A 21,241-nucleotide genomic window follows, 5' to 3' on the forward strand; every position below is an offset into this window, starting at 1 on the left:
GACGTATCGGTGCCCGTTTGATCACCACACAGAGGAGAACACCATGAAACGTCTCTCGGCAGCCCTTGCCACCGCCACGCTCGCCCTGGGCATGGGGTCCGTCGCCCAGGCTCAGGAATCCCCCGCCCTGAATATCAAGGTGATGACTCTGGATACGGCCTACGATCTGGCCCGGGCCACCCTGGAGGCCTGTCGCGAGGAGGGGGTGAATGTGGCGGTGACCGTGGTGGACCGTGGCGGCAACACGCAGGTGGTCCTGCGGGATACCCTGGCCATGGATATCACCCTGGCCATCAGTCAGCAAAAGGCCTACACCGCCATGTCCTTCAATGGACCCCTTTCCGGGATGGAGGATCGTTTCACCAAGCCCTTCCAGGTGGGCAAGGTGGACGGCCTGGTGTTCTCTGCCGGCGGACTGCCCATCCATGCTGCAGGCCGCATCATCGGCGGAGTGGGCGTCAGCGGGGCACCTTCGGGTGAGACCGATGAGGCCTGCGCCCGCGCCGGCATCGACGCCGTGCAGATGGATCTGGAGATGATGCAGTAAGGCTTCACTGAGCGAGGTTCCCGCAGGGTTCCCCGAAAGCAGGGTCATTGTGGGAGCGGCCCTTGGCCGCGAACGGCGGTGTCTTCGTGTGCCTCCCTTTCGCGGTCAGGCCCGCTGCCCGGGTTCTGGCCCCGTGCCCAGGGTTCCCGGGGCTTGCGAATGCCTGCTACCGTCCATGACTACTGGCCGTGGCCCAGGCAGTCCGTGAGACTGTCGGCCAGATTCTCCAGTAGTTGATAGTAGCTTTCCTCGCCCGGCGGCAGCTTTGCACCGATGGGGTCCAGGATTCCAACCCGTGCACCGGTCCCCTCGGTCAGGGTTTCCACGATGGCCGGGCGGAATTGGGGTTCCGTGAGCACGCAGATGGCATCCGATCCCTGGATGCGTTCCCGAAGCGCCGATACGCGCTGGGCACCGGGGCTGCGGGAAGGGTCCACCGTGATGGAGCCGGCAGGCGTCAGGCCGTAGTGTTTCTCGAAATACTGGTAGGCATCGTGAAAGACGACGAAGGGTTGCTCCCGTACCGGGGCCAGCTGTGCCTTCAGTTGGTCGTCCAGGGCCTCCAGGCGCGACAGCATGCGATCCCGATTCGCCTCGTAGCGCCCGGCATTGTCCGGGTCCGACTCTGCCAGTACCGTGGCCATGTGACGCACGATGGCAGCGCCATTGTCGGGGCTCAGCCAGATGTGCGCATCCATCTCGTGTCCATGGGCGTGATCATCCTCCGCGTGCCCATGATCCTGATGGCCGTCGTCGCCGTGGGCATGGTCTTCACCATGATCATGGCGATGGGCTTCCCAGACGCCCCCCTCTCGGCCTGAGTGCACGGTCAGATCCGCGTCCTTGAGCAGGGTGACTTTTCGGACCGACTCTGGCAGGGTCGCGATCGGGCGCTCCAGGAAGGTTTCCAGGTGGGGCCCGACCCAGACGAGGACATCGGCGGATTGCATGTGTCGCCGATCCGATGGGCGCATGCTGTAGCTGTGCGGCGAGACGCCCGCCGGCACCAGCAGGGTGGGTTCCCCGACGCCATCCATCACGCCACTCACCAGGTTATGGATGGGCGGGATGCTCACCACCACCTGGGGGGCGGCAGAGGCCGTGACCGGCCCGATCAACAGGGCACCGAGGACAGCAGAGATCGTCAGGCGTGACAGTTTCATGTGGATTCCTCTTGTCTTTTTTCAGGCGAAACCCGGGTGTATCCGAACCTCGTCGTGGCCGTTTCTTCGGGAGCGGCTGCCAAGCCTACAGGGATGTAACCAAGAAAAGGGGACAGACCCCTTTTCTCCCCGGCCGCCCGGTGGCGGGGGCTTCGGTCCTCTTCGTCTACAGTGAAGACGATATACTATAACGATTCACCAGAAAACCGGATTTCATCCAGTGTTTGAATTCTTGAAGAAACCCCAGCCAACCGACGGCCTGCAAGGCCGCCTCCTGGAAGCCCGGGGGATCGGTCTGGAACTGAGTGGGCGGCGCATCCTGCGGGATGTGGATATGACCGTGGAGCCCGGGCGGATCACTACCATCATCGGACCCAATGGCGCCGGCAAGACCACACTGCTGCGTATCCTGCTGGGTCTGCAGGCACCCACCGAGGGCCGGTTGCTGCGTCGTCCGGGGCTGCGCATCGGCTACATGCCTCAGCGCATCGTGGTGGATGAGGTCATGCCCATCACCGTACAGCGTTTTCTGGCACTGGGTGGGCGTGCGCCCCGGGATGAGCTTCGCCGGGTACTGGGCGAGGTCGGTGTGTCGCACCTGCTGGAACAACCGGTGCAGTCGGTGTCCGGTGGCGAGATGCAGCGCATCCTCCTGGCCCGGGCGCTGCTGCGCCGTCCGCATCTGTTGGCACTGGACGAGCCCGCCCAGGGGGTGGATGTTTCAGGGCAGGGCGAGGTCTTCCAGTTGATCGCGGCCCTGCGGGATCGCTATGGCTGCGGGGTGGTGATGGTGTCCCATGAGCTGCATCTGGTGATGGAGGCGGCCGACTCGGTGGTCTGCCTGAATCAGCACGTTTGTTGCACCGGGCGTCCCGAGGCGGTGAGCCAGGATCCGGCCTATCTGCGACTGTTTGGTCATTCCATCCCGCCGGGGGTAGCGGTCTACACCCATCATCACGACCATCGTCATGATCTTCACGGTGATGTGGTCAAGGACGTGGCACCGGATCGGGAGGAATGCTGATGGACGATTTCATTCTCAGGGCCCTGTTGGGTGGCCTGGCCGTGGCCCTGGTGGCTGGCCCGCTGGGCTCCTTCATGGTCTGGCGACGCATGGCCTATTTCGGTGACACCCTGGCCCACTCGGCCCTGCTGGGCGTGGCGCTGGGGTTTATCATCGGCATCAGTGTGAATCTCACGGTGATCGTCCTGTGCGTCTCCCTGGCCATGCTGCTGGTCGTGTTGCAGCGTCAGCGGCGCCTGGCCTCGGATACCCTGCTGGGCATCCTCGCCCACAGCGCGCTGTCCCTGGGCCTGGTGGCCATCTCCTTCCTGGAGGGGGTGCGTATCGATCTGATGGCCTATCTCTTTGGTGACATCCTGGCCGTGTCCTGGAATGACCTGTGGTGGATCTTCGCCGGCGGCCTGGTGGCCTTGATGCTGCTGCTGGTGCTGTGGCGCCCGCTGCTGGCGGTGACGGTGCACGAGGACCTGGCCCGAGTGGAGGGCGTGCGGGTGAGCCTGGTGAGCATCGGCTTCATGCTGCTCATCGCCCTGGTGATCGCCGTGGCCATGAAGGTGGTGGGGATCCTGCTGATCACCTCCTTGATGATCATCCCGGCGGCAGCGGCCCGGCGCCTGTCATCCACCCCGGAACAGATGGCCTTGCTGGCCGCCGTGATCGGCTCGCTGGCGGTGGCCGGGGGGGTCTGGGGGTCTCTGGAATGGGATACACCGACGGGCCCCTCCATCGTGGTAGCGGCCGCCGTGCTGTTCGCGGTGATCTTTGCCCTGCCCGGGATGGGCGCGCTGAAGCGGGTCGTGGCGCGTCGCTGAACCCCTTGCCGGGCCCGGGTGGGGTTTCTCAGCGTCCGGCCATTCCTGGGCGTTCCAGGGTGATGAACCGGTACGGCCAGGCGTTACGCTCGTCCGGTGCGTGTGCCTCACCAGAGACCTCCTGCCAGCCCTCGTCCAACTCCGGCATCCAGGTGTCCCCCTCGAATGCATGATCGATGATCGTCAGGTGCAGACGCTGGCATCGGGGGAGCAGTTGTTCGAACAACCGGGCACCACCGATGACGAAGATCTCCGGGATGTCCCCCGCGGCGTCCAGGGCCTCTTCCACTGAGCCCACCACCGTGCAGCCCTCGGCCTGAAATCCCGGATCGCGACTGAGCACGATACTGCGCCGCTGGGGCAGGGGGCGGCCGATGGATTCGCAGGTGCGGCGCCCCATGAGCAGGGTGCCACCCAGGGTGAGGCGCTTGAAATGGGCCAGGTCTGCCGGCAGATGCCAGGGCAGGCGGTTGTCGGCGCCGATGAGGCGTTGACGATCCATGGCCACCACGCAGGTGAGGATGGGCTGTTGCTGACTCATGGGGATACCGTCATATGGCGACCGGGGCCTTGATATGGGGATGGGCCTGATAGCCGTCCAGGGTGATGTCCTCGTAGCGGAAATCGAACAGTGAGGTGACCTGCGGATTCAGCACCAGCCGCGGTCGGGGGTAGGGCGCACGGGTCAGTTGTTCCCGCGCCTGTTCCAGATGATTCAGGTACAGGTGCACATCGCCGAAGGTGTGGATGAAGTCTCCCGGCTTGAGGCCGGTGACCTGGGCCACCATATGGGTGAGCAACGCATAGGAGGCGATATTGAACGGCACCCCCAGGAAGATGTCCGCGCTGCGCTGGTACAACTGGCAGGACAGCCGCCCATCGGCCACGTAGAACTGGAACAGGCAGTGACAGGGGGCCAGGGCCATGCGGTTTGCCCGGGCATTGTCCTGGGGGGATGTACCTTCGTCCGGCAGGTCGGCCACGTTCCAGGCATTGACGATCAGGCGTCGGGAATCGGGACGGGTGCGGATCTGTTCCAGTACCTCACTCAGTTGATCCACGTGGTGGCCGCCGGGCGTGGGCCAGGCGCGCCACTGAGCCCCGTAAATGGGTCCCAGATCCCCTTCTTCGGTGGCCCATTCATCCCAGATACGCACGCCATGCTCGCGCAGGTAGTCGATCCGGGTGTCGCCGCGCAGGAACCACAGCAGTTCATGGATGATGGATCGCAGATGCAGCTTCTTGGTGGTGATCAGGGGGAAGCCTTCCTCCAGGTTGAAGCGCATCTGATGGCCGAACAGGGAGCGGGTACCCGTACCGGTGCGGTCGGTCTTTTCCGTGCCGTGGTTCAGCAGGTATTCAAGCAGGTCCAGATAGGGTCTCATGATGCCTCAGCTTTCCTGTTTCCGGGCGGTGCCGGCTTGGCTGCGGCTGCGGTAGGCCCAGACCATGATGGCGATGCCGGCCAGGATCATGGGCAGGCTGAGCAGTTGGCCCATGGTGACCCAGCCAAAGGCCAGGTAGCCGAGATGGGCGTCGGGTTCGCGCACGAATTCCACCAGGAAGCGGAACAGGCCATAGAAGATCAGGAACAGCCCCGAGACCGCACCCACCGGGCGCCAGCGCCGGGCAAAGAACCAGAGGATGAGGAACAGGATAACGCCCTCCAGGACGGCCTGGTAGAGCTGTGAGGGGTGGCGGGGCAACATGTCCACTGCGGGAAAGATCATGGACCAGGGCAACTCCGCCGGTTTGCCCCAGAGTTCGCCATTGATCCAGTTGCCGATGCGTCCAGCCCCCAGGCCGACAGGAATCAGCGGGGCCACGAAGTCAGTGAGCTGGAAGAAGGAAACCCCCAGATGACGGGCAAACAGGGCGCTGGCAACGAGCACGCCGATCAACCCCCCATGGAAGCTCATGCCCCCCTCCCAGAGGCGTAGCAGGAGCAGCGGATCGCTGGCGAAGGTTTCCAGATTGTAGAAGAGCACGTAGCCCAGTCGGCCACCGATGATCACGCCGACCACACCGTAGAAGAGCAGGTCGCTCAACTGAGAGGCATTGAGTGGACTCCAGGGCTGACGTACCTGGATCAGTCCCAGGATCCAGAACGCGGCAAAACCCACCAGATACATCAGGCCGTACCAGTGGATATCCAGTGGCCCGAGGCTGATGGCCACGGGGTCGATGAAGGGATGCGTGGGGTACATGGGCAGGGGGACTTTCGTTGGCCTCTGGGCAGGCAGATCTTAACAGCATCCTGCCCGGCTATAAATCGGCCCTCGCCGCGAGGGGGTCGTTTGTGTGCGGGAAAAGGACAGACCCCTTTTCCGTTGACCCCTTTCCCGTTTCCCTCGTCCGTAGGGGCGCTTCGCGAAGCGCCCGGCCGGGGCATCGGACACGCTCTTGCCCACTCTTTAGCCACTAAGAAAAAGGGGTCTGTCCCCTTTTTCTCTTTTCCGTGCCCGGGAAAAGGGGTCTGTCCCCTTTTTCTTCGGGAAAAGGGGTCTGTCCCCTTTTTCTTAGGCGGGGTTTTAACATCGGGGTGGGCACCTTGGCGGGGCCATGCCTCCGTCCGCGGGACGCCGTGAATACGTCCCTGTAGGCTTGACCGTCGCATCCATGCGACGAACACCCGCTCCCGGAGGCATGGCCCCGCCAAGGTTCGGACCTCTTTGGGGCTTCGCCATTGCTCAAAAAAGGGGTCTGTCCCCTTTTCCCCGGCCGGGGCATCGGGCACATCCTCGCCCACCCTTTGGCCATTGGCGGTCGGGCATTTTCGACCGGGCCGTTCTCGAACGGCCACCTACGGATCCTCTGCCTGGGTGAGGGCGGGCCGCTAGGGTTTCAGCGCGGACTCGCCGAGCAGGGTGTCGTGTTGGTCTTTGACCTGGAGGGACTCCATGGGGCGGCGTTCCATGACCAGGAGCAGGCAGGGGCTGCTCAGGGCCTGGGCGACGATGGCATCCGCGGGTGGCTCCCGGTTCAGCACCTGTAGACGACCCACCTGATTGAGGATGCGCACCGAGTTGTCGGCCAGCTCCAGGCTGTAGCCCAGGGTGGGCTTTTGGCCCTGGTGGATCAGGATCACCCGTTCATCATCGAAGTCGGGTCGGGCATTATTCTCGACGCGCAAGCCGGTATGGTCCAGCGCCTGTTGCAGGGCGGTGGCATCCCGGAGGATGTGGACGCGGGGGGTGGCTTCGTCATGGCCGCAATGGGCGCCGGAGGCGAGTACGCGGACCTGGGCGGCCTGGGAGGCGTTCTCGGGTAGGGCGCCGGGGCAGCCCCCCAGGGCGGGCAGGATGGCGACGCAGGCGGTGAGCAGCAGTGTCTGGCGGATGTAGGTCATGGTTGCCCTCGGGACAGTGGCTTTGAAGCCGGTCTCCTTAGTACGATTCAGTATAAACCCTCACTGAAGCACTGCCCATGAGACTGATTCGACGACTCTACCGCATCCTGCTGCTCCTGCCCCATGTGCTGCTGGGGGTGCTGATCACCCTGGCACTGGGGCGGCCGGATGAGTCCGGTTTGCCCCGACCACGGTTTCGCCGCGCGATCCTGCTGTGGTATCGGATTTTCTGCTGGATTGTCGGACTGCGGATTCATGTGCAGGGTGAGCCAACGTCGCAGACCGTGCTGTCGGTCTCCAATCACGTTTCCTGGCTGGATATCCCGGTGCTGGGGGCCTATGTGCCCGCTGGGTTCCTCTCCAAGTCGGAGGTGCGTCATTGGCCGGTGATCGGCTGGCTGGCGCAGCGCAATGGGACGGTCTTCATTCGTCGTGGGGAGCATGGGGCGGCAAATCAGGTGACGGACCAGATGGCGGACCACCTGAAGGCGGGGGGGAGTGTGCATGTCTTTCCGGAGGGCACCACGACCCGGGGCGAGTCGGTGCGCAGGTTCCACTATCGTCTGTTCTCCGCCGCCCAGCTCGCCCGGTGTCCGGTACAGCCGGTGGGCCTGTATTACCGCCCCCGGGATGATGGCAGCGAATCGCCGGCACCCTTTGTGGGTAATGACACGCTGGTGCCGCATACCTGGCGCGTGCTGGCGGAGCCACACCTGGATGTGGACCTGGTCTTCAAGCCACCGATCCCGGTGGAGGATGTGGATCGCCGCACCCTGGCCCGCACCGCCGAGCAGGGGGTGGCTGAGGTGGTGGCAGCCGGTCAGCAGGAGGCGTTGTCTCGTTCTTGAGTCAGGTCAGGCAGCCCCTGGGCACCCCTGGGATGGGGTTATCCCGGGGGCTGGTGCGTGGGGCAACGCCACTGGGTGATTTCCGGTTCAGGGGCGTCCAGGCGGGCCAGGGTCATCTTGCCGCCCCAGATGCAGCCGGTGTCCAGTGAGAGCACGTTGTGCTCGAACCGGTAGCCCAGCGTGGACCAGTGGCCCACCACCAGACGGTGATCCTGGGTCCGGCGGTCCTCCATGGCATGCCAGGGGATCAGGTGCGGCGGATGCTGGCCCGGAGCCGCTTTGCAGTTCATGTCCAGTCGCCCGTCCCGGGTGCAGTAGCGCATCCGGGTGAAGCTGTTGGTGATGAACCTAAGCCGCGACCAGCCGGTGAGGGTGGGGGCCCAGCGATCCGGTTGGTCGCCGTACATGCGCTGCAGTAGCTGGGTATGCCCCGGTCCTCGTAAGACCTGGTGAAACTCATCGGCGCAGGCCAGGGCCGTCTCCAGATCCCATTGTGGTGGCAGGCCGGCATGCACCATGGTCCAGCCCACTGCGGCGTCGTGATGGAGGATGGGCCTGTGCCGTAGCCACTCCATCAGTTCCTCTCGATCGGGGCTGTCCAGAATGGCCTGGACGGTGTCCTTGCGCCGGGGTTTGTGCAGGCCGGCGTGGATGGCCAGCAGGTGCAGGTCATGATTGCCCAGGACGGTGACGGCGGCATCGCCCAGGTCGCGCACGAAGCGCAGACACCCCAGAGACTCAGGCCCCCGGTTGACCAGATCGCCCACCAGCCACAGCCGGTCCCGGGCCGGGTCAAAGCAGACCCGGTCCAGGAGTCGTTTCAGAGGATCAAGGCAGCCCTGCAGGTCGCCAATGGCATATAGCGCCATCAGGAGGCCGGGTTGTCCTGGGTGGGGGCGGCTTCAGCTGATGGCTCGGGGCTGGTCGCCTGAGTAACGGGCTTTTCCAGGGTGATGTGCCGGAACCAGCCACGCATCATGGCCGGGCTGTCTTCCAGAATCTTGAGTTCCTGACGCTTTTTCATCAGGGATTCGAAGACCACGTCGGTGCGAGAGGCCAGTGGGCCGGATACCAGGCCCACCAGGCGTCGGAAGGGGGCGCTCTCGCCGGGCTTGAGGAACTTGTCCATGACCAGGATGCGCCCGCCGGGCTTGAGCACCCGGGAGGCCTCGGCCAGCGCCAGATGCGGTTTGGGGACCACAGCCAGGATGGTGTGCAGGATCACCACATCGAAGCGCTCATCTTCATAAGGCAGGTCCATGGCATTGCCCTGGCGCATGTCGATGGAAAGGTTCAGGGCAGCAGCGCGCTCCTCGGCCTTTTTCAGCATCGCGGGTGTCAGGTCAAGGCCATGGTAATCAGCCCCCTGGGGTAGGTGGGGTAGATCCAGGCCTGTACCCAATCCGACGATCAGGATGGATTGCCCCTCGACATTGCCCAGCCTTTCCAGGCTGCGTTGTCTGGCATGGCGAGTGGGTTTTTCAACAAAACGATCGTAGATAGGGGCCCAGAGTGTGTATGGAATGCGCATACGGATTGCCTGTGGTTGGGGGTTGACCTTGCCGATTGTAGTCCCCGTGAATTCCCCTGTCTAAAGCAGGGTCAAGGGCCTCAGTGCAGCACGCGAGGCACCGACAGGGTGAAGGAGGGAATGGGGGCATCAAACTCCACGCCATCGTCTCCGATCATCCGGTAACTGCCCTGCATGGTACCTACCGGCGTCTCGATCATGGCGCCGCTGGTGTATTTGAAGCCCTGACCGGGTTGCAGGTGGGGCTGCTCACCCACGACGCCCTCGCCGCGCACCTCCTGCACCTTGCCGTTGGAGTCGTGGATGACCCAGTGACGGCTGACAAGCTTGGCGGGCTGCGGGCCCTGGTTGTGGATGGTCACGGTGTAGGCGAAGACAAAGCGCCCGTGCATGGGGTCGGACTGGGATTCCACATAGGTGCTTTGCACATCGACGCGGATTGGGTGTTCGCTGCTTGCCGGCATGGTACGGAGATGCCTCCAGCCTGGATTGGGGGATACCTCAAGGTATCATAAAAAAAGCCGCCATCCGCGTGTGCGGACGGCGGCCATGGGTCCGGCCGGGGAGGGTGTCCGTCAGACCACTTCGTTCAGGGTGCTCCGAGCCTCCTGGGCCTGAGGGGCAGCAACGTCGACAGCCCGCTCCAGGCGGTCCTCCAGTCGCTGCTGCAAGGCCGCCTGTTCGCTGTCGGGTCGACCAGCGGGGTTATCCTGGCCCTGTTGGCTGGTCTGGACCTCATTCAACTGCCCCTGAGGTGCCTCGTTGGCGGGCGCCGGGTTCAAGCTGCCTGCATCCACCGCAGCCCCCTGCGGGGCATCGCTGCCTTCTCGAGCCACCTGTAGGCGCGCCTCAGCGGCCAGGGCAGCATCGTCCCGCGCTGCTGCTGCCTGGCTGCCTTCGTCCTGGGTATTCTGGGGGGCGTTCTGGCCGGGATTGGGGTTGCTCTGCTGGGTTTCCTGAGCATCCGAGACAGGACGGGCGGTCTCCATTTCCACGGCGGTCCCTCCACCTCCCAGGCGATCCGTGGGCGTCGGCATCACCGGATTGGTGGTGGCGGGCATCACCGGGTTGAATGCGGGCATATTGACGTTCATGGTTTCCACCTTTTGCCTAGACCTTCATATCAATCAACGTGCCAAGCATCTGGTTTTCCGTTTGCAGAACCTTGGCTGAAGCTTCCACTTGATTGGCATTCACGCGCTGCTCCACCAGTGGCTGCTCGATGCCGCGAGTGCTCTGGCCGCCCAGTGTGGCAGCACTGGCAATCTCGACCGCATTACCGCGCAGACCCTGCATGCCAGCCTGAATGCCCGACAAGACGTTACTTGATGTGATTGAGACGGTCATGGCCTCCTCGTAAGAATGTCGCTTACTACCAAGTATAGAAGATACAGGGCGCCCATGCAGTCCGTCCGCCGGCAGGGCGGTGCCGTTGGAGCGTCGCGTCTACCCGGGCGCCTGTTTCTATGACCTGGATAGACCCCCTGCGTTCCCTGTTTGGGGGTGATAACCTTGCGCTTACCGTTTTCTGTCTCCACTTTTCCAGTTGACCCCACCATGCTTAGAAAAACCCTGATTTTCCTGATTCTGGCCATTCCTTTCTTTGGCCTGTCATTGTTGTTGACGGGGCCACCGCCTCAGCCCCACGAGGATGAGTTGCCCTGGAATGTGGAGGTCCTGGAAGACGGCAAGTCGCGGGTGTTCGGTGTCACCCTGGAGCAGACACCGCTCCAGGTGTTGCGCGAGCGCCTGAAGCTGTTCCCGAGTCTGGCGCTGTTTGTTTCCCCCGACGGGGACCGGCGACTGGAGGCCTATTTTGGTTCGGTGAAGCTGGGGCCGTTCGAGACCAATCTGCTGGCGCGCCTCAAGGTGGATGAGGGCACCCTGGACGCCATGGCTGCGCGTTCCGTGAATGACAAGCCCATGCCCAGCGGTGCGCGTCGACTGACGCTCTCGGAGCAGGATACCCGCCGGGCCCTGGATCTGCCGGTAGCTGAGCTGTCCTATGTGCCACGTGCCCGGTATGACGAGGAGACCGTGCTGGAGCGCTTTGGTCGGGAACCTCAGAAGCTGACCATGGATGATGGGCGCCAGTATTTCCTGTACCCCGAGTCTGGGGTGGCAATCCTGCTGACGCCCGATGGACGGGATACCCTGCATTTTGTTTCGCCTCGGCATTTTGATGTTTTGCGGGCGCGCATCGAAGAGGGTGAATCCCTGCAAAGGCCCCTGCCGTGACCGACGGAACCCAGTCCAGGGCGGGGGCCCGTTTCTGGGAGGCACTGAGCCTGGAGGCGATGGACACACGGCAGTGGGAGGCCTTGTGTGATGGTTGTGGGCGCTGTTGTCTGCACAAGCTCCAGGACGAGGACACGGACGAGATCTACTACACGGATGTGGCCTGCCGCCTGCTGGATGGGCACTCGTGCCGTTGCGGAGATTATGATCATCGGGCCCATGAGGTTCCCGATTGTGTCTCGCTCACGGCCAGGGAGGTGAAGCAGATCCCCTGGTTGCCGCGGACCTGCGCCTACCGGCTGCTGGCAGAGGGGCAACCCCTGCCCCAGTGGCATCCCCTGATCACCGGAGATCCTGACAGTGTGCATGCCGCCGGGATCTCGGTACGAGGGCGCATCGTGGACGAAGAGGCCATGACCGGTGATTGGGAAGATCACATCGTTGATTGGCCAGCCTGAGCCAATGGCTCAGGCGTTGCTGAAGCGTTTTGGCCCGTAGCCCTCCTTTCCGCTCAGGTAGTGGCGCAGCCGCTGTGGGAAGTCGTCGGGTACCGAGCCGGTAACGGCATCCAGGCCGAGCAGTTGATCGCCCCAGGCCTTGATGCGGGGGAACTCATCCTCATCGAACAGCGGGGTACTGGCATTCATCAGGCGGTAACGCATCAACAGCGGGGCAAAGGCGGCGTCCACCAGGGAGAAGTCCGCGCCGTTGAACCAGGGCCCCTGGCCCAGTTGCGCCTCGAGGCGGTGCAGTCCGGCGAGGGCCGAGGCCTGGTGGTCTTCCATGTCCTGCTCGGTCTCGGCCGTCATGATCCGGTACTGGTCAATGATGGCTGTGGAGCCAAACTCGATCCAGGCGCGGTTGAAGGCCAGGGTGAGGGGGTCGGCGGGTTTGAGGGTGGGTGGGGTGATGTCATCCACATACTCGTTGATCACGGCCGACTCGAATAAATGGGTGTTGCCATCCACTTCCAGCACCGGCACCTTGCCGGTAGGCGACACCCGCGAGAACCAGGCGGGTGGATTTTCCAGGTCGATGTACTCGATCTCATAAGGCGCCTTTTTGTACCGCAGGGTGATGACACTGCGTTGCACGAAGGGGCAAAGGTCGAAGCTGATGAGTTTCAGTGGCATGGGTATCAAGGATGTGGGTCTGGTGTGAGAGTCTAGCAGTCCGAAAGGGGGAACCATGAACGAACCCGCGACATCCGTGCGTCTGGATAAATGGCTCTGGGCCGCACGATTTTTCAAGACCCGTTCCCTGGCGGCCGAAGCGGTCAGTGGCGGACGGGTGCATGTGAACGGGGACCGCGTAAAACCCTCCCGGGGGGTGCGGGTGGGGGATCGGTTGCGGATCAACCGCTCGGGTGAGAGTTGGGTTGTGGATGTGCTGGGCCTCAATGACAAGCGTCGCCCGGCTGCCGAGGCTCGGGAATTGTATGAGGAAACCCCGGAGGGGCAGGCCGCCCGGGAGAAGGAAGCCGAGGCCCGGCGTCTGGCCCGCCTGGCTACGCCCCATACCGATCATCGCCCGGACCGCCGGGATCGTCGTCATATCCGCCGTTTCATCGGCAAGGATTGAAGTCCCCATGCCCAGACCCGTGACACCCCTGATTGCCGCCGACCTGATCATCCGTCGTCATGAAGACGAGGATGGCCGCATCCTGTTGATCGAGCGTCTTCATCCGCCCCATGGATGGGCCTTGCCCGGAGGCTTTGTGGATGTAGGGGAGACTGTGGAGCAGGCGGCCGTCCGCGAGGCCCTGGAAGAGACACGCCTTGAGGTCAGTCTGGAGGGATTGCTGGGGCTGTATTCGGATCCCGGGCGGGATCCCAGGGGGCATACGGTCAGTGCCGTCTATCTGGCCAGTGCCCGGGGTGAGCCCCAGGCAGCCGATGACGCAGCAGCCGTCAGGTGGGTGGACCCAGCGGCACCGGGGGTGCCGCTGGCCTTCGATCATGCTCGTATCCTGGCCGATTATCTGGACCAGCGAGCCTCCTGAGCGGTGGGTCGGTGGCATGGGCATGGCCCAAGCCACCGATCAAGGGCCTTTGCCTGCTTACTTCTCGGTGCGCTCGTTCACCCACTTGCCGATGGCTGGGGGCACCATCTTCTGGGCCTTGCCACTCACGTAGATGCCGATGTGGCCACCGGGGAAGGAGAGCTCGGTGTAGTCCTTGGTGCCCAGCTTCTTGCCCATGGCCTTGGAGGCGTCGGGTGGCACCAGGTGATCCTGCTCGGCAAAGATGTTCAGCACCGGCATGGTCACGTTGGACAGGTCCACCTCGTGATCGCCAATGTGCAGACCACCGTTCATCAGCTTGTTCTGCTGGTAGAAGTCCTTGATGAACTGTCGGTAGGTCTCGCCAGCCTGGTCGGGGCTGTCGAAGATCCACTTTTCCATGCGCAGGAAGTTGTCCAGCTTGTCCTTGTCCTGCAGCACTTCGACCATGTCCAGGTACTTCTGGCCCATGAGTTGATAGGGTTTGAGGTTGAGGAAGGTCCAGTTGAGCAGTTCACCCGGAATGTTCCCCATGGTGTCCACCAGGGTATCCACGTCCACATGCTTGACCCAGTGGGAGAGGATGTTGTCCGGCGTATGGAAGTCCACCGGGGTCACCATGGTGATCAGGTTCTGCACCTTCTCCGGGTTCATGGCGCTGTAGCACAGGCTGAAGGTGCCCCCCTGGCAGATGCCCAGCAGGTTGACCTTGTCCACGCCATGGCGCCAGCGGATCTCGTCCACGCAACGGTCCACATAGCCGTTGATATAGTCGTCCATGGTCAGGAACCGGTCGGCGCGGTCGGGATAGCCCCAGTCGATCAGGTACACGTCCATGCCTGCGTCCAGCAGGCCTTGAACCGTGGAGCGGTTCTCCTGCAGATCGGTCATGTAGGGGCGGTTCACCAGCGCGTAGACAATCAGCACCGGCACGGGGTTCTGGACTGCCGAGGTGGAAGGCTGGAAGCGGTACAGGGTCAGCTTGTCCTCGCGATAGACGGCTTCCTTGGGCGTCACGCCACTGGGGATGTCGTCAGCGTCGGCCAGGTTCTGCAGGCCAGTGGTGAGTTTCTTCTGGAATGTGGAAATCTCATCCATCACCTGGTCGGGGCGGATCTGAATCGGGATCATGTCCTGTCTCTCCTTCAGTTCTTGGGCTCGTCAGCCTTTTTGGCGGCGCCCGCATTCGGGGTCTTCGCGGCGGAGGATGCGTTGCTGGTGGTGTTGCTGGCGCTGCCTGCGCTGGAACCACCTGCACTGGTGCTGTCCGCCTTGGCCGAGGACTGCGTGCTGGCGGCCTTGTTCTGGGTGCCGGTGCTACCCGACTTGGGGGTGCTGGACCGGGTCGACGAGGTCTTGCGGCTGGGGGTGGCCTTGGCCTTTTCCTTTTTGTCTTCCTGCTGGAGGTCGCGCAAGGCCGCTTTGATCTGGTGCATCTCGCGGCGGCTCTCCTGCAGGCGACGGTGCAGCGTATTCACTTCGCGGCGGGTGGGCATGTTGAGGCTTTCGGTCACCTCGTCCATGAGGCGGGTGCCCTGGCGCTTCACCGCCATCAGGCTGTTGACCATGTCGCCGTAAACCTTGGCATATTCCTCGGACATGACGAACTCGCCATAGACCTCCTCGGAGACATCCACCCACTCATCGTACAGGCCGCGCATGGAGGTGATGGGAGTGTCCTGGCGACCGGCGTCGTCGAGGCGAGCACGGAAGCGATCCACCGAGTCCAGACCCACCTTGGCGAATGCCTGCTGGTACTGTTGCATGGCCTGCTGGTACTCCATCATCAGCTTGGCCAGGTTCTGGTACTGCTCCTGCGATTCGCGGGTGTAGCCCACGCCCGGCACGGAGAGGAAGCGATCCATTTGTTCCTGCATGACATCGCCGTAGGGCGGACGGGCCGCGGGGCGCAGGGCCTGCATGAAGTCGCCTGGCATGGGCATGAAGCTGGAACCGGCGCGGCTCCAGGTATCCATGGGCATCTGCCAGAAGGGGTTGATGCTCTTGCCAGGCATCTGGCCCAGACCCATGTTCTTGAAGGCGTTGGTCATCTGGTCCAGCCACTGGGTGACGGCCTGACCGGCATCCGCCTGGCCATTGGTGCCCTTGTAGAAGTTCTCCGCCATGGCGAAGTAGTTGCGGCCCATCTGCATCATCTGATCCATCATCTGATTGTTGCCGCCAGGCAGGCCTTGGGAGGCGGCCTGCCACCATTGATCGAGCCCCTGTGGCCAACTGGGCGCGTTGCTCTGCCCGCCCATCGCCTTGCGGCTCATGTCCAGCCAGGCGTCCCAGTACTTGCGCTGGGCATCCAGCCATTCATCGGGAGCAAAAGGGTTCGAATCAGCCATTCAGTCTTCTCCTGTGGATCCTGTCATCACCGGGAGGGCCCCGGTGGGTCGGGTTTGCGAGTGTATAAAGCCATTGCTCGGTTATTAAGCATAACGGCAAAAGCCAGGAACCCAACGCTTACCCGGCTTAATGGGTCAAGATTAGCATACTGGTTGTGCACTGCAACAATGCTGCGGGTATCCATCGTGGGTTCATTGGTCACGCGTGTCCTGGTTCTGGTATAAACAAGCTGTTGTGCACGACAACATTGTAGATGTTCACCCCGACGGTGTGTGTCGTGTGACGAATTTTTCGATAACGATTCCAAAGCAGGAGGATTTATGGCTGATTCCACGGTCATCGTCAGTGCCGGCCGCACCCCCGTCGGTACCTTCAACGGCTCACTGGCGAAGATTCCCGCTTCCACCCTGGGAGCCCTGGTCATCAAGGGGCTGCTGGAACGCTCGGGGATGTCCCCCGAACAGGTCGACGAAATCATCCTGGGGCAGGTGCTCCAGGCTGGCGTGGGCCAGAACGCCGCCCGCCAGGCGGCCGTGGAGGCAGGCATTCCCTATACCTCGCCAGCCATGACCATCAACAAGGTCTGCGGTAGCGGCCTCAAGTCGGTTCAGTTGGCCTGGCAGGCCATTCGCTGTGGTGATGCCGGTGTGGTGATCGCAGGCGGGCAGGAGAACATGAGCGCCGCGCCTCACGTGCTCCCCAACTCCCGTCAGGGCACCAAGATGGGTGACTGGAAGATGGTGGACACCATGATCCGCGACGGTCTGTGGTGCGCCTTCAATGACTATCACATGGGCACCACCGCCGAAAATGTGGCGACCGAGTTCAAGATCAGCCGCGAAGAGCAGGACGCCTTTGCCGCCCAGTCGCAACAGCGAGCCGAGGCGGCCCAGAAGGCCGGTCACTTCAAGGACGAGATCATCCCCGTGGAGGTGCCCGGTCGCAAGAAGGGCGAATTCACGGTTTTTGATACCGACGAGTTCCCCCGGCATGGCACCACTGCAGAGGGTCTGGGCCGGTTGCGCTCCGCCTTCAGTCGTGACGGTACCGTGACCGCCGGCAATGCCTCCGGCATCAACGACGGCGCCGCAGCCGTGATCGTGATGCCCGAGTCCAGGGCGCGTGAACTGGGTCTGACCCCATTGGCACGCATCGTGTCGTTCTCTTCGGCGGGCGTGGATCCGGCCATCATGGGGACCGGCCCCATCCCGGCGGCCACCCAGTGTCTGGAAAAGGCTGGCTGGAAGCCCGGAGACCTGGACATGGTGGAGGCCAACGAGGCCTTTGCGGCCCAGGCCATCGCTGTGAACAAGTCTCTGGGTTGGGATCTGTCCAAGGTGAATGTCAGTGGTGGTGCCATTGCCATTGGCCACCCCATCGGCGCCTCGGGTGCCCGTGTGCTGGTCACCCTGTTGCATGGCATGAAGCGCACGGGGGCCCAGAAGGGGCTGGCAACCCTCTGCATCGGTGGTGGACAGGGCGTGGCGCTGGCGGTGGAGAGCGTCTGATCCGGCTCCTGCCGACAACATCACTACAAGGGCGGCCTGGCCGCCACGACGGGCGGCACCTCCGGGGGCCGCCCGTTAATGTGTTTTGCAAAACCAATCTGTAGATGGGAGAAACGGGTGAACGAGCCGCGAATAGTCAAGAAGTACCCTAACCGGCGCCTGTACGATACGGAAGAGAGTCGTTATGTCACCCTGGCCGACGTGCAGCAACTGGTGCGGCGCGGGGTCGAGGTGAAGGTGATTGATAGCCAGTCGGGCAACGACATCACCCGGGGCATCCTGATCCAGATCATCACGGAGCAGGAGACCGGAGGGGAGCCCCTGTTCACCACGGAGATGCTGGTCCGTTTCATTCGTTTTTACGACGAGGCCGTGCACGACGCCTTTTCCAACTACCTGGATCACAGTCTCAAGTTCTTCGCCGATCAGCAGCGGGAGTTCAACGAGCGGATGCGCGATGTCCTGGGTGGGCGGGCGGCCTGGGACATGGCTGAAATGACGCGCCGCAACCTGGAATTCTGGCAGGACATGCAGGGGCAGTTCTTCAAGGCAACGGTCTTCAACGGAGAGGAGGATTCGCCTTCTGGCAAGTTGTCCACCCAGAGCCACGGCAAGGAGATGCCGAGCGGCGACAAAGGGGGGAAGTCCCCGGGCTCGGATCGTAAGAAGTAGTTCTCAAAACGCGTGCTGGAGCCGGGGGTCGGGCTTGACGCGAGGGGGAAGTGAGGTTATACGTTGCACTGCAGCAATGCCGCGGTGCAGCAAAGGCGGCCCGCGTCCCTTTCAGCAAACAGGAGGCTTATCTCATGAATGAAATGTTCGAAACCTTCAGCAAGGCCAACCAGTCCGTGTTCGATACCCTGTGCAAGGTGAACGAGATCAATCAGAAGGCCATGGAAAAGCTGCTGTCCCAGCAACTGGACTTGACCACGGCCATGGTCGATGTGAGCATGAAGAACATTGAACTGGTCTCCAAGGCCAAGGGCTACCAGGAACTCCTGAGTGGCCAGGCCGATCTGGCTCGCGATTGCAGCCAGACCCTGATGACCAGCTACAAGCAGGGTCACGATGTCCTCAACGAGGCACGTGAGTCCATGACCAAGCTGATGGACGAGTCCGTGAAGTCCGCTGAAGAGACCGTCAAGCAGGCCACGAGCATCAAGAAGGCTGCCTGAGCACGGTGACCGTCAGCCTTGATGGCCATAACCCCAAAGCCTAGGAGCCTGAAATCGTGAGCAAACGAGTAGCGTTAGTGACCGGCGGTACCGGTGGTATCGGTGGCGAGATCTGCAAGAAGCTGGCCCAGCAGGGCCACAAGGTCGTGGCAAACTACCTGCCTGCCCTGAAGGATGAGGCGGAAGCCTGGCAGAAGCAGATGAAGGATGAAGGGTTCGAGATGGACATCGCCTCGGGCGACGTGTCCTCCTTCGAATCCTGCGCCGAGATGGTCAAGGATGTGGAGTCCCGCGTCGGGCCCATCGATATCCTGGTCAATTGTGCCGGTATCACCCGGGACAAGACTCTGCGCAAGATGGAAGAGAAGCAGTGGACGGACGTCATCAACATCAATCTGAACAGCGTCTTCAACACGACGCGTCAGGTGGTGGAAGGGATGACCTCCCGCGGCTTTGGTCGCATCGTCAACATCTCCTCCGTCAATGGTCAGAAGGGCCAGTTCGGTCAGGCCAACTACTCGGCCGCGAAGGCAGGCATGCACGGCTTTACCATGGCCGTGGCTCAGGAGACCGCTGCCAAGGGCGTGACCGTGAATACCGTGTCCCCCGGCTATACCGCCACGGCCATGACCGAAGCCATGCCCGAGGATGTGCGCAATGCCATCGTCGCGCAGGTTCCGGCTGGCCGCATGGGCAGCACCAAGGACATCGCCTTTGCGGTGGCCATGCTGTGTGACGAGGATGCCGGCTACATCACCGGTGCCAACCTCCCCGTGAACGGCGGTCTGTTCACGTCCTTCTAAGCCATTCCCGGTGGGCGCCCTTGGCGCCTGTCGTTCAGGCTGTTCCGCAACGGGCCCCTCTTCAGGGGCCCGTTGTCTGTGCGTCTTTGTTTCCTCCCTGACACCTCCTTATCCGCAAATAATATTTCAAAAAAGTGAAAGTCGTCTGATAAAAAAGCATTGGTCCCGATTGATTTGCTGATCATTATTCTCATGCACACACCGATGGTGTTATTCTCCTGCGTGCTTTGGGGGTTTCCGGAAGGCAACCGCCCGGAGCGGTCAGTTCGACTGCTGGAAGTGGACCCCAGGCGGTTGATTCCAAGAACAATGGGGGCACCATGCCGTTTGCCAAATCGCGTCTGAAGGCGCCCAGCTTCAAGATCGTCATGGCCGCGGTGGCCGTTGGCCTCATCATCACCGGGATATACCCCAAGATCCTCTCCGGTTTTGGCATGGACGAGGGGGAGTCCTCCGCGCGAATGGTCCAATCCCTGGCCTTGCCTGTGGAGGGTGCAGACGCCAGTGCGCACACCCAGGTGGCCATGGCGCGTTCTTCCCGGGACCCGGCTGATCCGCCCGGGCCCTCCGGTTCCCTGGAAAACCCCGCCCGTGCCCAGCAGGCGGCCATGATCCAGGAGGATGATATCCGCACCGAGCTGGACGCACCGGAGAACCCCACCTCGTACGAGTCCTTTGAACTGGAAGAGACCGAAGTCGACCGACCGGAATGGAATGAATACACGCTCAGGCGTGGGGACCGACTCTCCGCACTGTGGGCGAACGACTGGGATCTGCCTCGGGCCACCCTGTATCGACTACTGAATGACCGAGATAATGCGCGCGTCCTGAATCGGGTGCGCGATGGCCAGCGCGTAGAGTGGCAAACCGATGAAGAGGGTTACCTCACCCGCCTGCGTATCTGGACATCCCGTACCGAGGGTACCGAGTGGCAGCGGGAGGAGGATGGCTGGGACTTCACCCGAAAGACGGTCGAAAACCAGGGCGAGATCAGTCATCTGGTGATCACCGCTCAGGTGGATGGCAGTATCTCCGCCGCGCTCGCCCAGCGACAGGAGCTCTCCGGGCGGGCCGCCGGCGCACTGGCCGTGTTGCTGGACCGACACCTGCCGGTGCGGGCGCGTGCCCGCACCGGCGACAGCTTCACCCTGCTGGTGGAACAGGAAACCCTGCCGGGTGAGGATGAGCCTCACCATCTGCGCTTGCTGGCCTTTGACTACCGGGGGGAGCACTTGAGCGCCACCGCCGCCCGGCATGCCAATGGCCGCTTCTACACCCCTGATGGCGAGGGTCTGTTGCCGCCGTTTGATCGGCGTCCCTTTGCGGGCCATTATCGCATCAGTTCCCCCTTCGATACCCGTCGGCGGCACCCGATCACGGGTCGGGTGGCACCCCACCACGGTACCGACTTCGCCATGCCCATCGGTACACTCCTCCAGGCCCCGGCCGACGGTCGTGTCACACGTGTTGACAGTCACCCCTTGGCGGGGCGTTTCCTGGTCATCGAGCACGGACAGGGGTACACCACACGCTACCTGCACCTGAGCCGTGCATTGGTGCGTCCGGGGCGGACGGTGGAGCGTGGCGATCGCATTGCCCTCTCTGGCAATACCGGCCGCAGCACTGGCCCGCATCTGCACTATGAGTTGCACGTCAGCGGTCGCCCGGTGGACGCCATGCGCGCCGAACTGCCAGAAAGTGATTCACTGGCCGGGGAAGAACTCGAGCGTTTCAAGGAGATCAGCAGCGCCTTGCTGGCTGAGGTGAAGCAATCCGGTGAAACGCGCCGCGTGGCCATGTCTCCCTTCTCCGATATGGCGATGTAATCCGCGCGTGGGCGCTTGACACTCCTGCCTCGGCAATCCTATCGTCCCGACAAGGAGTTTCGC

General features: G+C 62.8%; 26 protein-coding genes. 13 read left to right on the top strand and 13 right to left on the bottom strand.

Annotated elements, in window-relative coordinates; all coding sequences use genetic code 11:
- Positions 1–43: 43 nt before the first annotated feature.
- Positions 44–547, top strand: a complete 504-nt coding sequence (locus tag BMY52_RS07965; protein ID WP_090253116.1) for a GlcG/HbpS family heme-binding protein — start codon at positions 44–46, stop codon at positions 545–547.
- Between the two features lie 179 nt (positions 548–726).
- Here BMY52_RS07965 and znuA read toward each other — a convergent pair whose 3' ends face one another.
- The gene (gene znuA, locus BMY52_RS07970; RefSeq protein WP_090253119.1) at positions 727–1,710 is read right to left on the bottom strand and encodes a zinc ABC transporter substrate-binding protein ZnuA; all 984 of its coding nucleotides are present in this window, start codon (positions 1,708–1,710) and stop codon (positions 727–729) included.
- Between the two features lie 220 nt (positions 1,711–1,930).
- Between znuA and BMY52_RS07975 the strand changes: the two genes are divergently transcribed.
- Positions 1,931–2,734, top strand: coding sequence for an ATP-binding cassette domain-containing protein (locus tag BMY52_RS07975; RefSeq protein ID WP_245740697.1), 804 nt, complete (start codon positions 1,931–1,933; stop codon positions 2,732–2,734).
- Positions 2,734–3,546 (top strand): zinc ABC transporter permease subunit ZnuB, encoded by an 813-nt coding sequence (gene znuB, locus BMY52_RS07980; protein ID WP_090253234.1) that lies wholly within the window; start codon positions 2,734–2,736, stop codon positions 3,544–3,546. Before BMY52_RS07975 ends, znuB begins: the two co-directional genes overlap by 1 nt.
- A gap of 28 nt (positions 3,547–3,574) precedes the next feature.
- Here znuB and BMY52_RS07985 read toward each other — a convergent pair whose 3' ends face one another.
- The 4 genes from BMY52_RS07985 to BMY52_RS08000 form a co-directional block, all read right to left on the bottom strand.
- Positions 3,575–4,087, bottom strand: a complete 513-nt coding sequence (locus BMY52_RS07985) for a dihydrofolate reductase (protein WP_090253122.1) — start codon at positions 4,085–4,087, stop codon at positions 3,575–3,577.
- Between the two features lie 10 nt (positions 4,088–4,097).
- Positions 4,098–4,931, bottom strand: a complete 834-nt coding sequence (locus BMY52_RS07990) for a thymidylate synthase (protein ID WP_090253123.1) — start codon at positions 4,929–4,931, stop codon at positions 4,098–4,100.
- Positions 4,932–4,937: 6 nt separating this feature from the next.
- Entirely contained in the window at positions 4,938–5,753 is an 816-nt protein-coding gene (gene lgt / locus BMY52_RS07995) for a prolipoprotein diacylglyceryl transferase (RefSeq protein ID WP_090253126.1), read from the bottom strand.
- 629 nt (positions 5,754–6,382) lie between these two features.
- Positions 6,383–6,895, bottom strand: coding sequence for a protease complex subunit PrcB family protein (locus BMY52_RS08000; protein WP_090253128.1), 513 nt, complete (start codon positions 6,893–6,895; stop codon positions 6,383–6,385).
- A 77-nt stretch (positions 6,896–6,972) separates the two neighbouring features.
- On the opposite strand from BMY52_RS08000, the gene BMY52_RS08005 reads away from it, so the two are divergent.
- Entirely contained in the window at positions 6,973–7,743 is a 771-nt protein-coding gene (locus BMY52_RS08005; protein WP_090253131.1) for a lysophospholipid acyltransferase family protein, read from the top strand.
- A 38-nt stretch (positions 7,744–7,781) separates the two neighbouring features.
- On the opposite strand, the gene BMY52_RS08010 is transcribed toward BMY52_RS08005, so the two are convergent.
- From BMY52_RS08010 to BMY52_RS08030, 5 genes are all read right to left on the bottom strand, one after another.
- A complete protein-coding gene (locus BMY52_RS08010) occupies positions 7,782–8,612 on the bottom strand; it encodes a symmetrical bis(5'-nucleosyl)-tetraphosphatase (RefSeq protein ID WP_090253133.1) in 831 nt (276 codons plus the stop codon).
- Positions 8,612–9,274 carry a class I SAM-dependent methyltransferase gene (locus tag BMY52_RS08015; RefSeq protein ID WP_177169898.1) on the bottom strand — a complete coding sequence of 221 codons (663 nt, stop codon included), beginning with the start codon at positions 9,272–9,274 and terminating at the stop codon, positions 8,612–8,614. The genes BMY52_RS08010 and BMY52_RS08015 overlap by 1 nt, the downstream gene beginning before the upstream one ends.
- Positions 9,275–9,354: 80 nt before the next feature.
- Positions 9,355–9,738: a Co2+/Mg2+ efflux protein ApaG gene (gene apaG, locus BMY52_RS08020; protein WP_090253138.1), complete on the bottom strand. Its 384-nt coding sequence runs from the start codon at positions 9,736–9,738 to the stop codon at positions 9,355–9,357.
- 111 nt (positions 9,739–9,849) lie between these two features.
- Complete coding sequence (locus BMY52_RS08025) at positions 9,850–10,368, bottom strand: hypothetical protein (RefSeq protein WP_143050448.1); 519 nt, start codon at positions 10,366–10,368, stop codon at positions 9,850–9,852.
- A 16-nt stretch (positions 10,369–10,384) separates the two neighbouring features.
- Complete coding sequence (locus tag BMY52_RS08030; protein WP_090253142.1) at positions 10,385–10,621, bottom strand: hypothetical protein; 237 nt, start codon at positions 10,619–10,621, stop codon at positions 10,385–10,387.
- A 210-nt stretch (positions 10,622–10,831) separates the two neighbouring features.
- Here BMY52_RS08030 and BMY52_RS08035 point away from each other — a divergent pair, with 210 nt between their 5' ends.
- Both BMY52_RS08035 and BMY52_RS08040 read left to right on the top strand, forming a co-directional pair.
- Entirely contained in the window at positions 10,832–11,512 is a 681-nt protein-coding gene (locus BMY52_RS08035) for a hypothetical protein (RefSeq protein WP_090253145.1), read from the top strand.
- The gene (locus BMY52_RS08040; RefSeq protein ID WP_281244075.1) at positions 11,509–11,970 is read left to right on the top strand and encodes a YcgN family cysteine cluster protein; all 462 of its coding nucleotides are present in this window, start codon (positions 11,509–11,511) and stop codon (positions 11,968–11,970) included. Before BMY52_RS08035 ends, BMY52_RS08040 begins: the two co-directional genes overlap by 4 nt.
- A 9-nt stretch (positions 11,971–11,979) precedes the next feature.
- Here the strand turns inward: BMY52_RS08040 and BMY52_RS08045 are convergent, their stop codons facing one another.
- Complete coding sequence (locus BMY52_RS08045; RefSeq protein ID WP_177169900.1) at positions 11,980–12,651, bottom strand: glutathione S-transferase family protein; 672 nt, start codon at positions 12,649–12,651, stop codon at positions 11,980–11,982.
- A 49-nt stretch (positions 12,652–12,700) separates the two neighbouring features.
- On the opposite strand from BMY52_RS08045, the gene BMY52_RS08050 reads away from it, so the two are divergent.
- Together BMY52_RS08050 and BMY52_RS08055 are read left to right on the top strand one after the other, a co-directional pair.
- Positions 12,701–13,093 (top strand): RNA-binding S4 domain-containing protein, encoded by a 393-nt coding sequence (locus BMY52_RS08050; RefSeq protein WP_090253149.1) that lies wholly within the window; start codon positions 12,701–12,703, stop codon positions 13,091–13,093.
- 7 nt (positions 13,094–13,100) lie between these two features.
- Complete coding sequence (locus BMY52_RS08055) at positions 13,101–13,514, top strand: NUDIX domain-containing protein (protein ID WP_090253153.1); 414 nt, start codon at positions 13,101–13,103, stop codon at positions 13,512–13,514.
- A 57-nt stretch (positions 13,515–13,571) separates the two neighbouring features.
- Here the strand turns inward: BMY52_RS08055 and BMY52_RS08060 are convergent, their stop codons facing one another.
- Both BMY52_RS08060 and phaE read right to left on the bottom strand, forming a co-directional pair.
- Positions 13,572–14,645, bottom strand: coding sequence for a class III poly(R)-hydroxyalkanoic acid synthase subunit PhaC (locus BMY52_RS08060; RefSeq protein WP_090253156.1), 1,074 nt, complete (start codon positions 14,643–14,645; stop codon positions 13,572–13,574).
- Between the two features lie 14 nt (positions 14,646–14,659).
- On the bottom strand, positions 14,660–15,865 hold the full coding sequence (gene phaE, locus BMY52_RS08065; RefSeq protein ID WP_090253158.1) for a class III poly(R)-hydroxyalkanoic acid synthase subunit PhaE: 1,206 nt from the start codon (positions 15,863–15,865) through the stop codon (positions 14,660–14,662).
- Between the two features lie 321 nt (positions 15,866–16,186).
- On the opposite strand from phaE, the gene BMY52_RS08070 reads away from it, so the two are divergent.
- The 5 genes from BMY52_RS08070 (at position 16,187) to BMY52_RS08095 (ending at position 21,178) form a co-directional block, all read left to right on the top strand.
- On the top strand, positions 16,187–17,374 hold the full coding sequence (locus BMY52_RS08070) for an acetyl-CoA C-acetyltransferase (RefSeq protein WP_090253161.1): 1,188 nt from the start codon (positions 16,187–16,189) through the stop codon (positions 17,372–17,374).
- 117 nt (positions 17,375–17,491) lie between these two features.
- The gene (phaR, locus tag BMY52_RS08075; RefSeq protein WP_177169899.1) at positions 17,492–18,046 is read left to right on the top strand and encodes a polyhydroxyalkanoate synthesis repressor PhaR; all 555 of its coding nucleotides are present in this window, start codon (positions 17,492–17,494) and stop codon (positions 18,044–18,046) included.
- A gap of 134 nt (positions 18,047–18,180) precedes the next feature.
- Positions 18,181–18,549, top strand: coding sequence for a phasin family protein (locus BMY52_RS08080; RefSeq protein WP_238627790.1), 369 nt, complete (start codon positions 18,181–18,183; stop codon positions 18,547–18,549).
- A gap of 56 nt (positions 18,550–18,605) precedes the next feature.
- Positions 18,606–19,352, top strand: coding sequence for an acetoacetyl-CoA reductase (phbB, locus tag BMY52_RS08085; RefSeq protein ID WP_090253166.1), 747 nt, complete (start codon positions 18,606–18,608; stop codon positions 19,350–19,352).
- A gap of 524 nt (positions 19,353–19,876) precedes the next feature.
- On the top strand, positions 19,877–21,178 hold the full coding sequence (locus tag BMY52_RS08095) for a peptidoglycan DD-metalloendopeptidase family protein (RefSeq protein WP_425429228.1): 1,302 nt from the start codon (positions 19,877–19,879) through the stop codon (positions 21,176–21,178).
- Positions 21,179–21,241: the final 63 nt, after the last annotated feature.

This window comes from Ectothiorhodospira marina (assembly GCF_900109495.1).
Lineage (GTDB): Bacteria > Pseudomonadota > Gammaproteobacteria > Ectothiorhodospirales > Ectothiorhodospiraceae > Ectothiorhodospira > Ectothiorhodospira marina.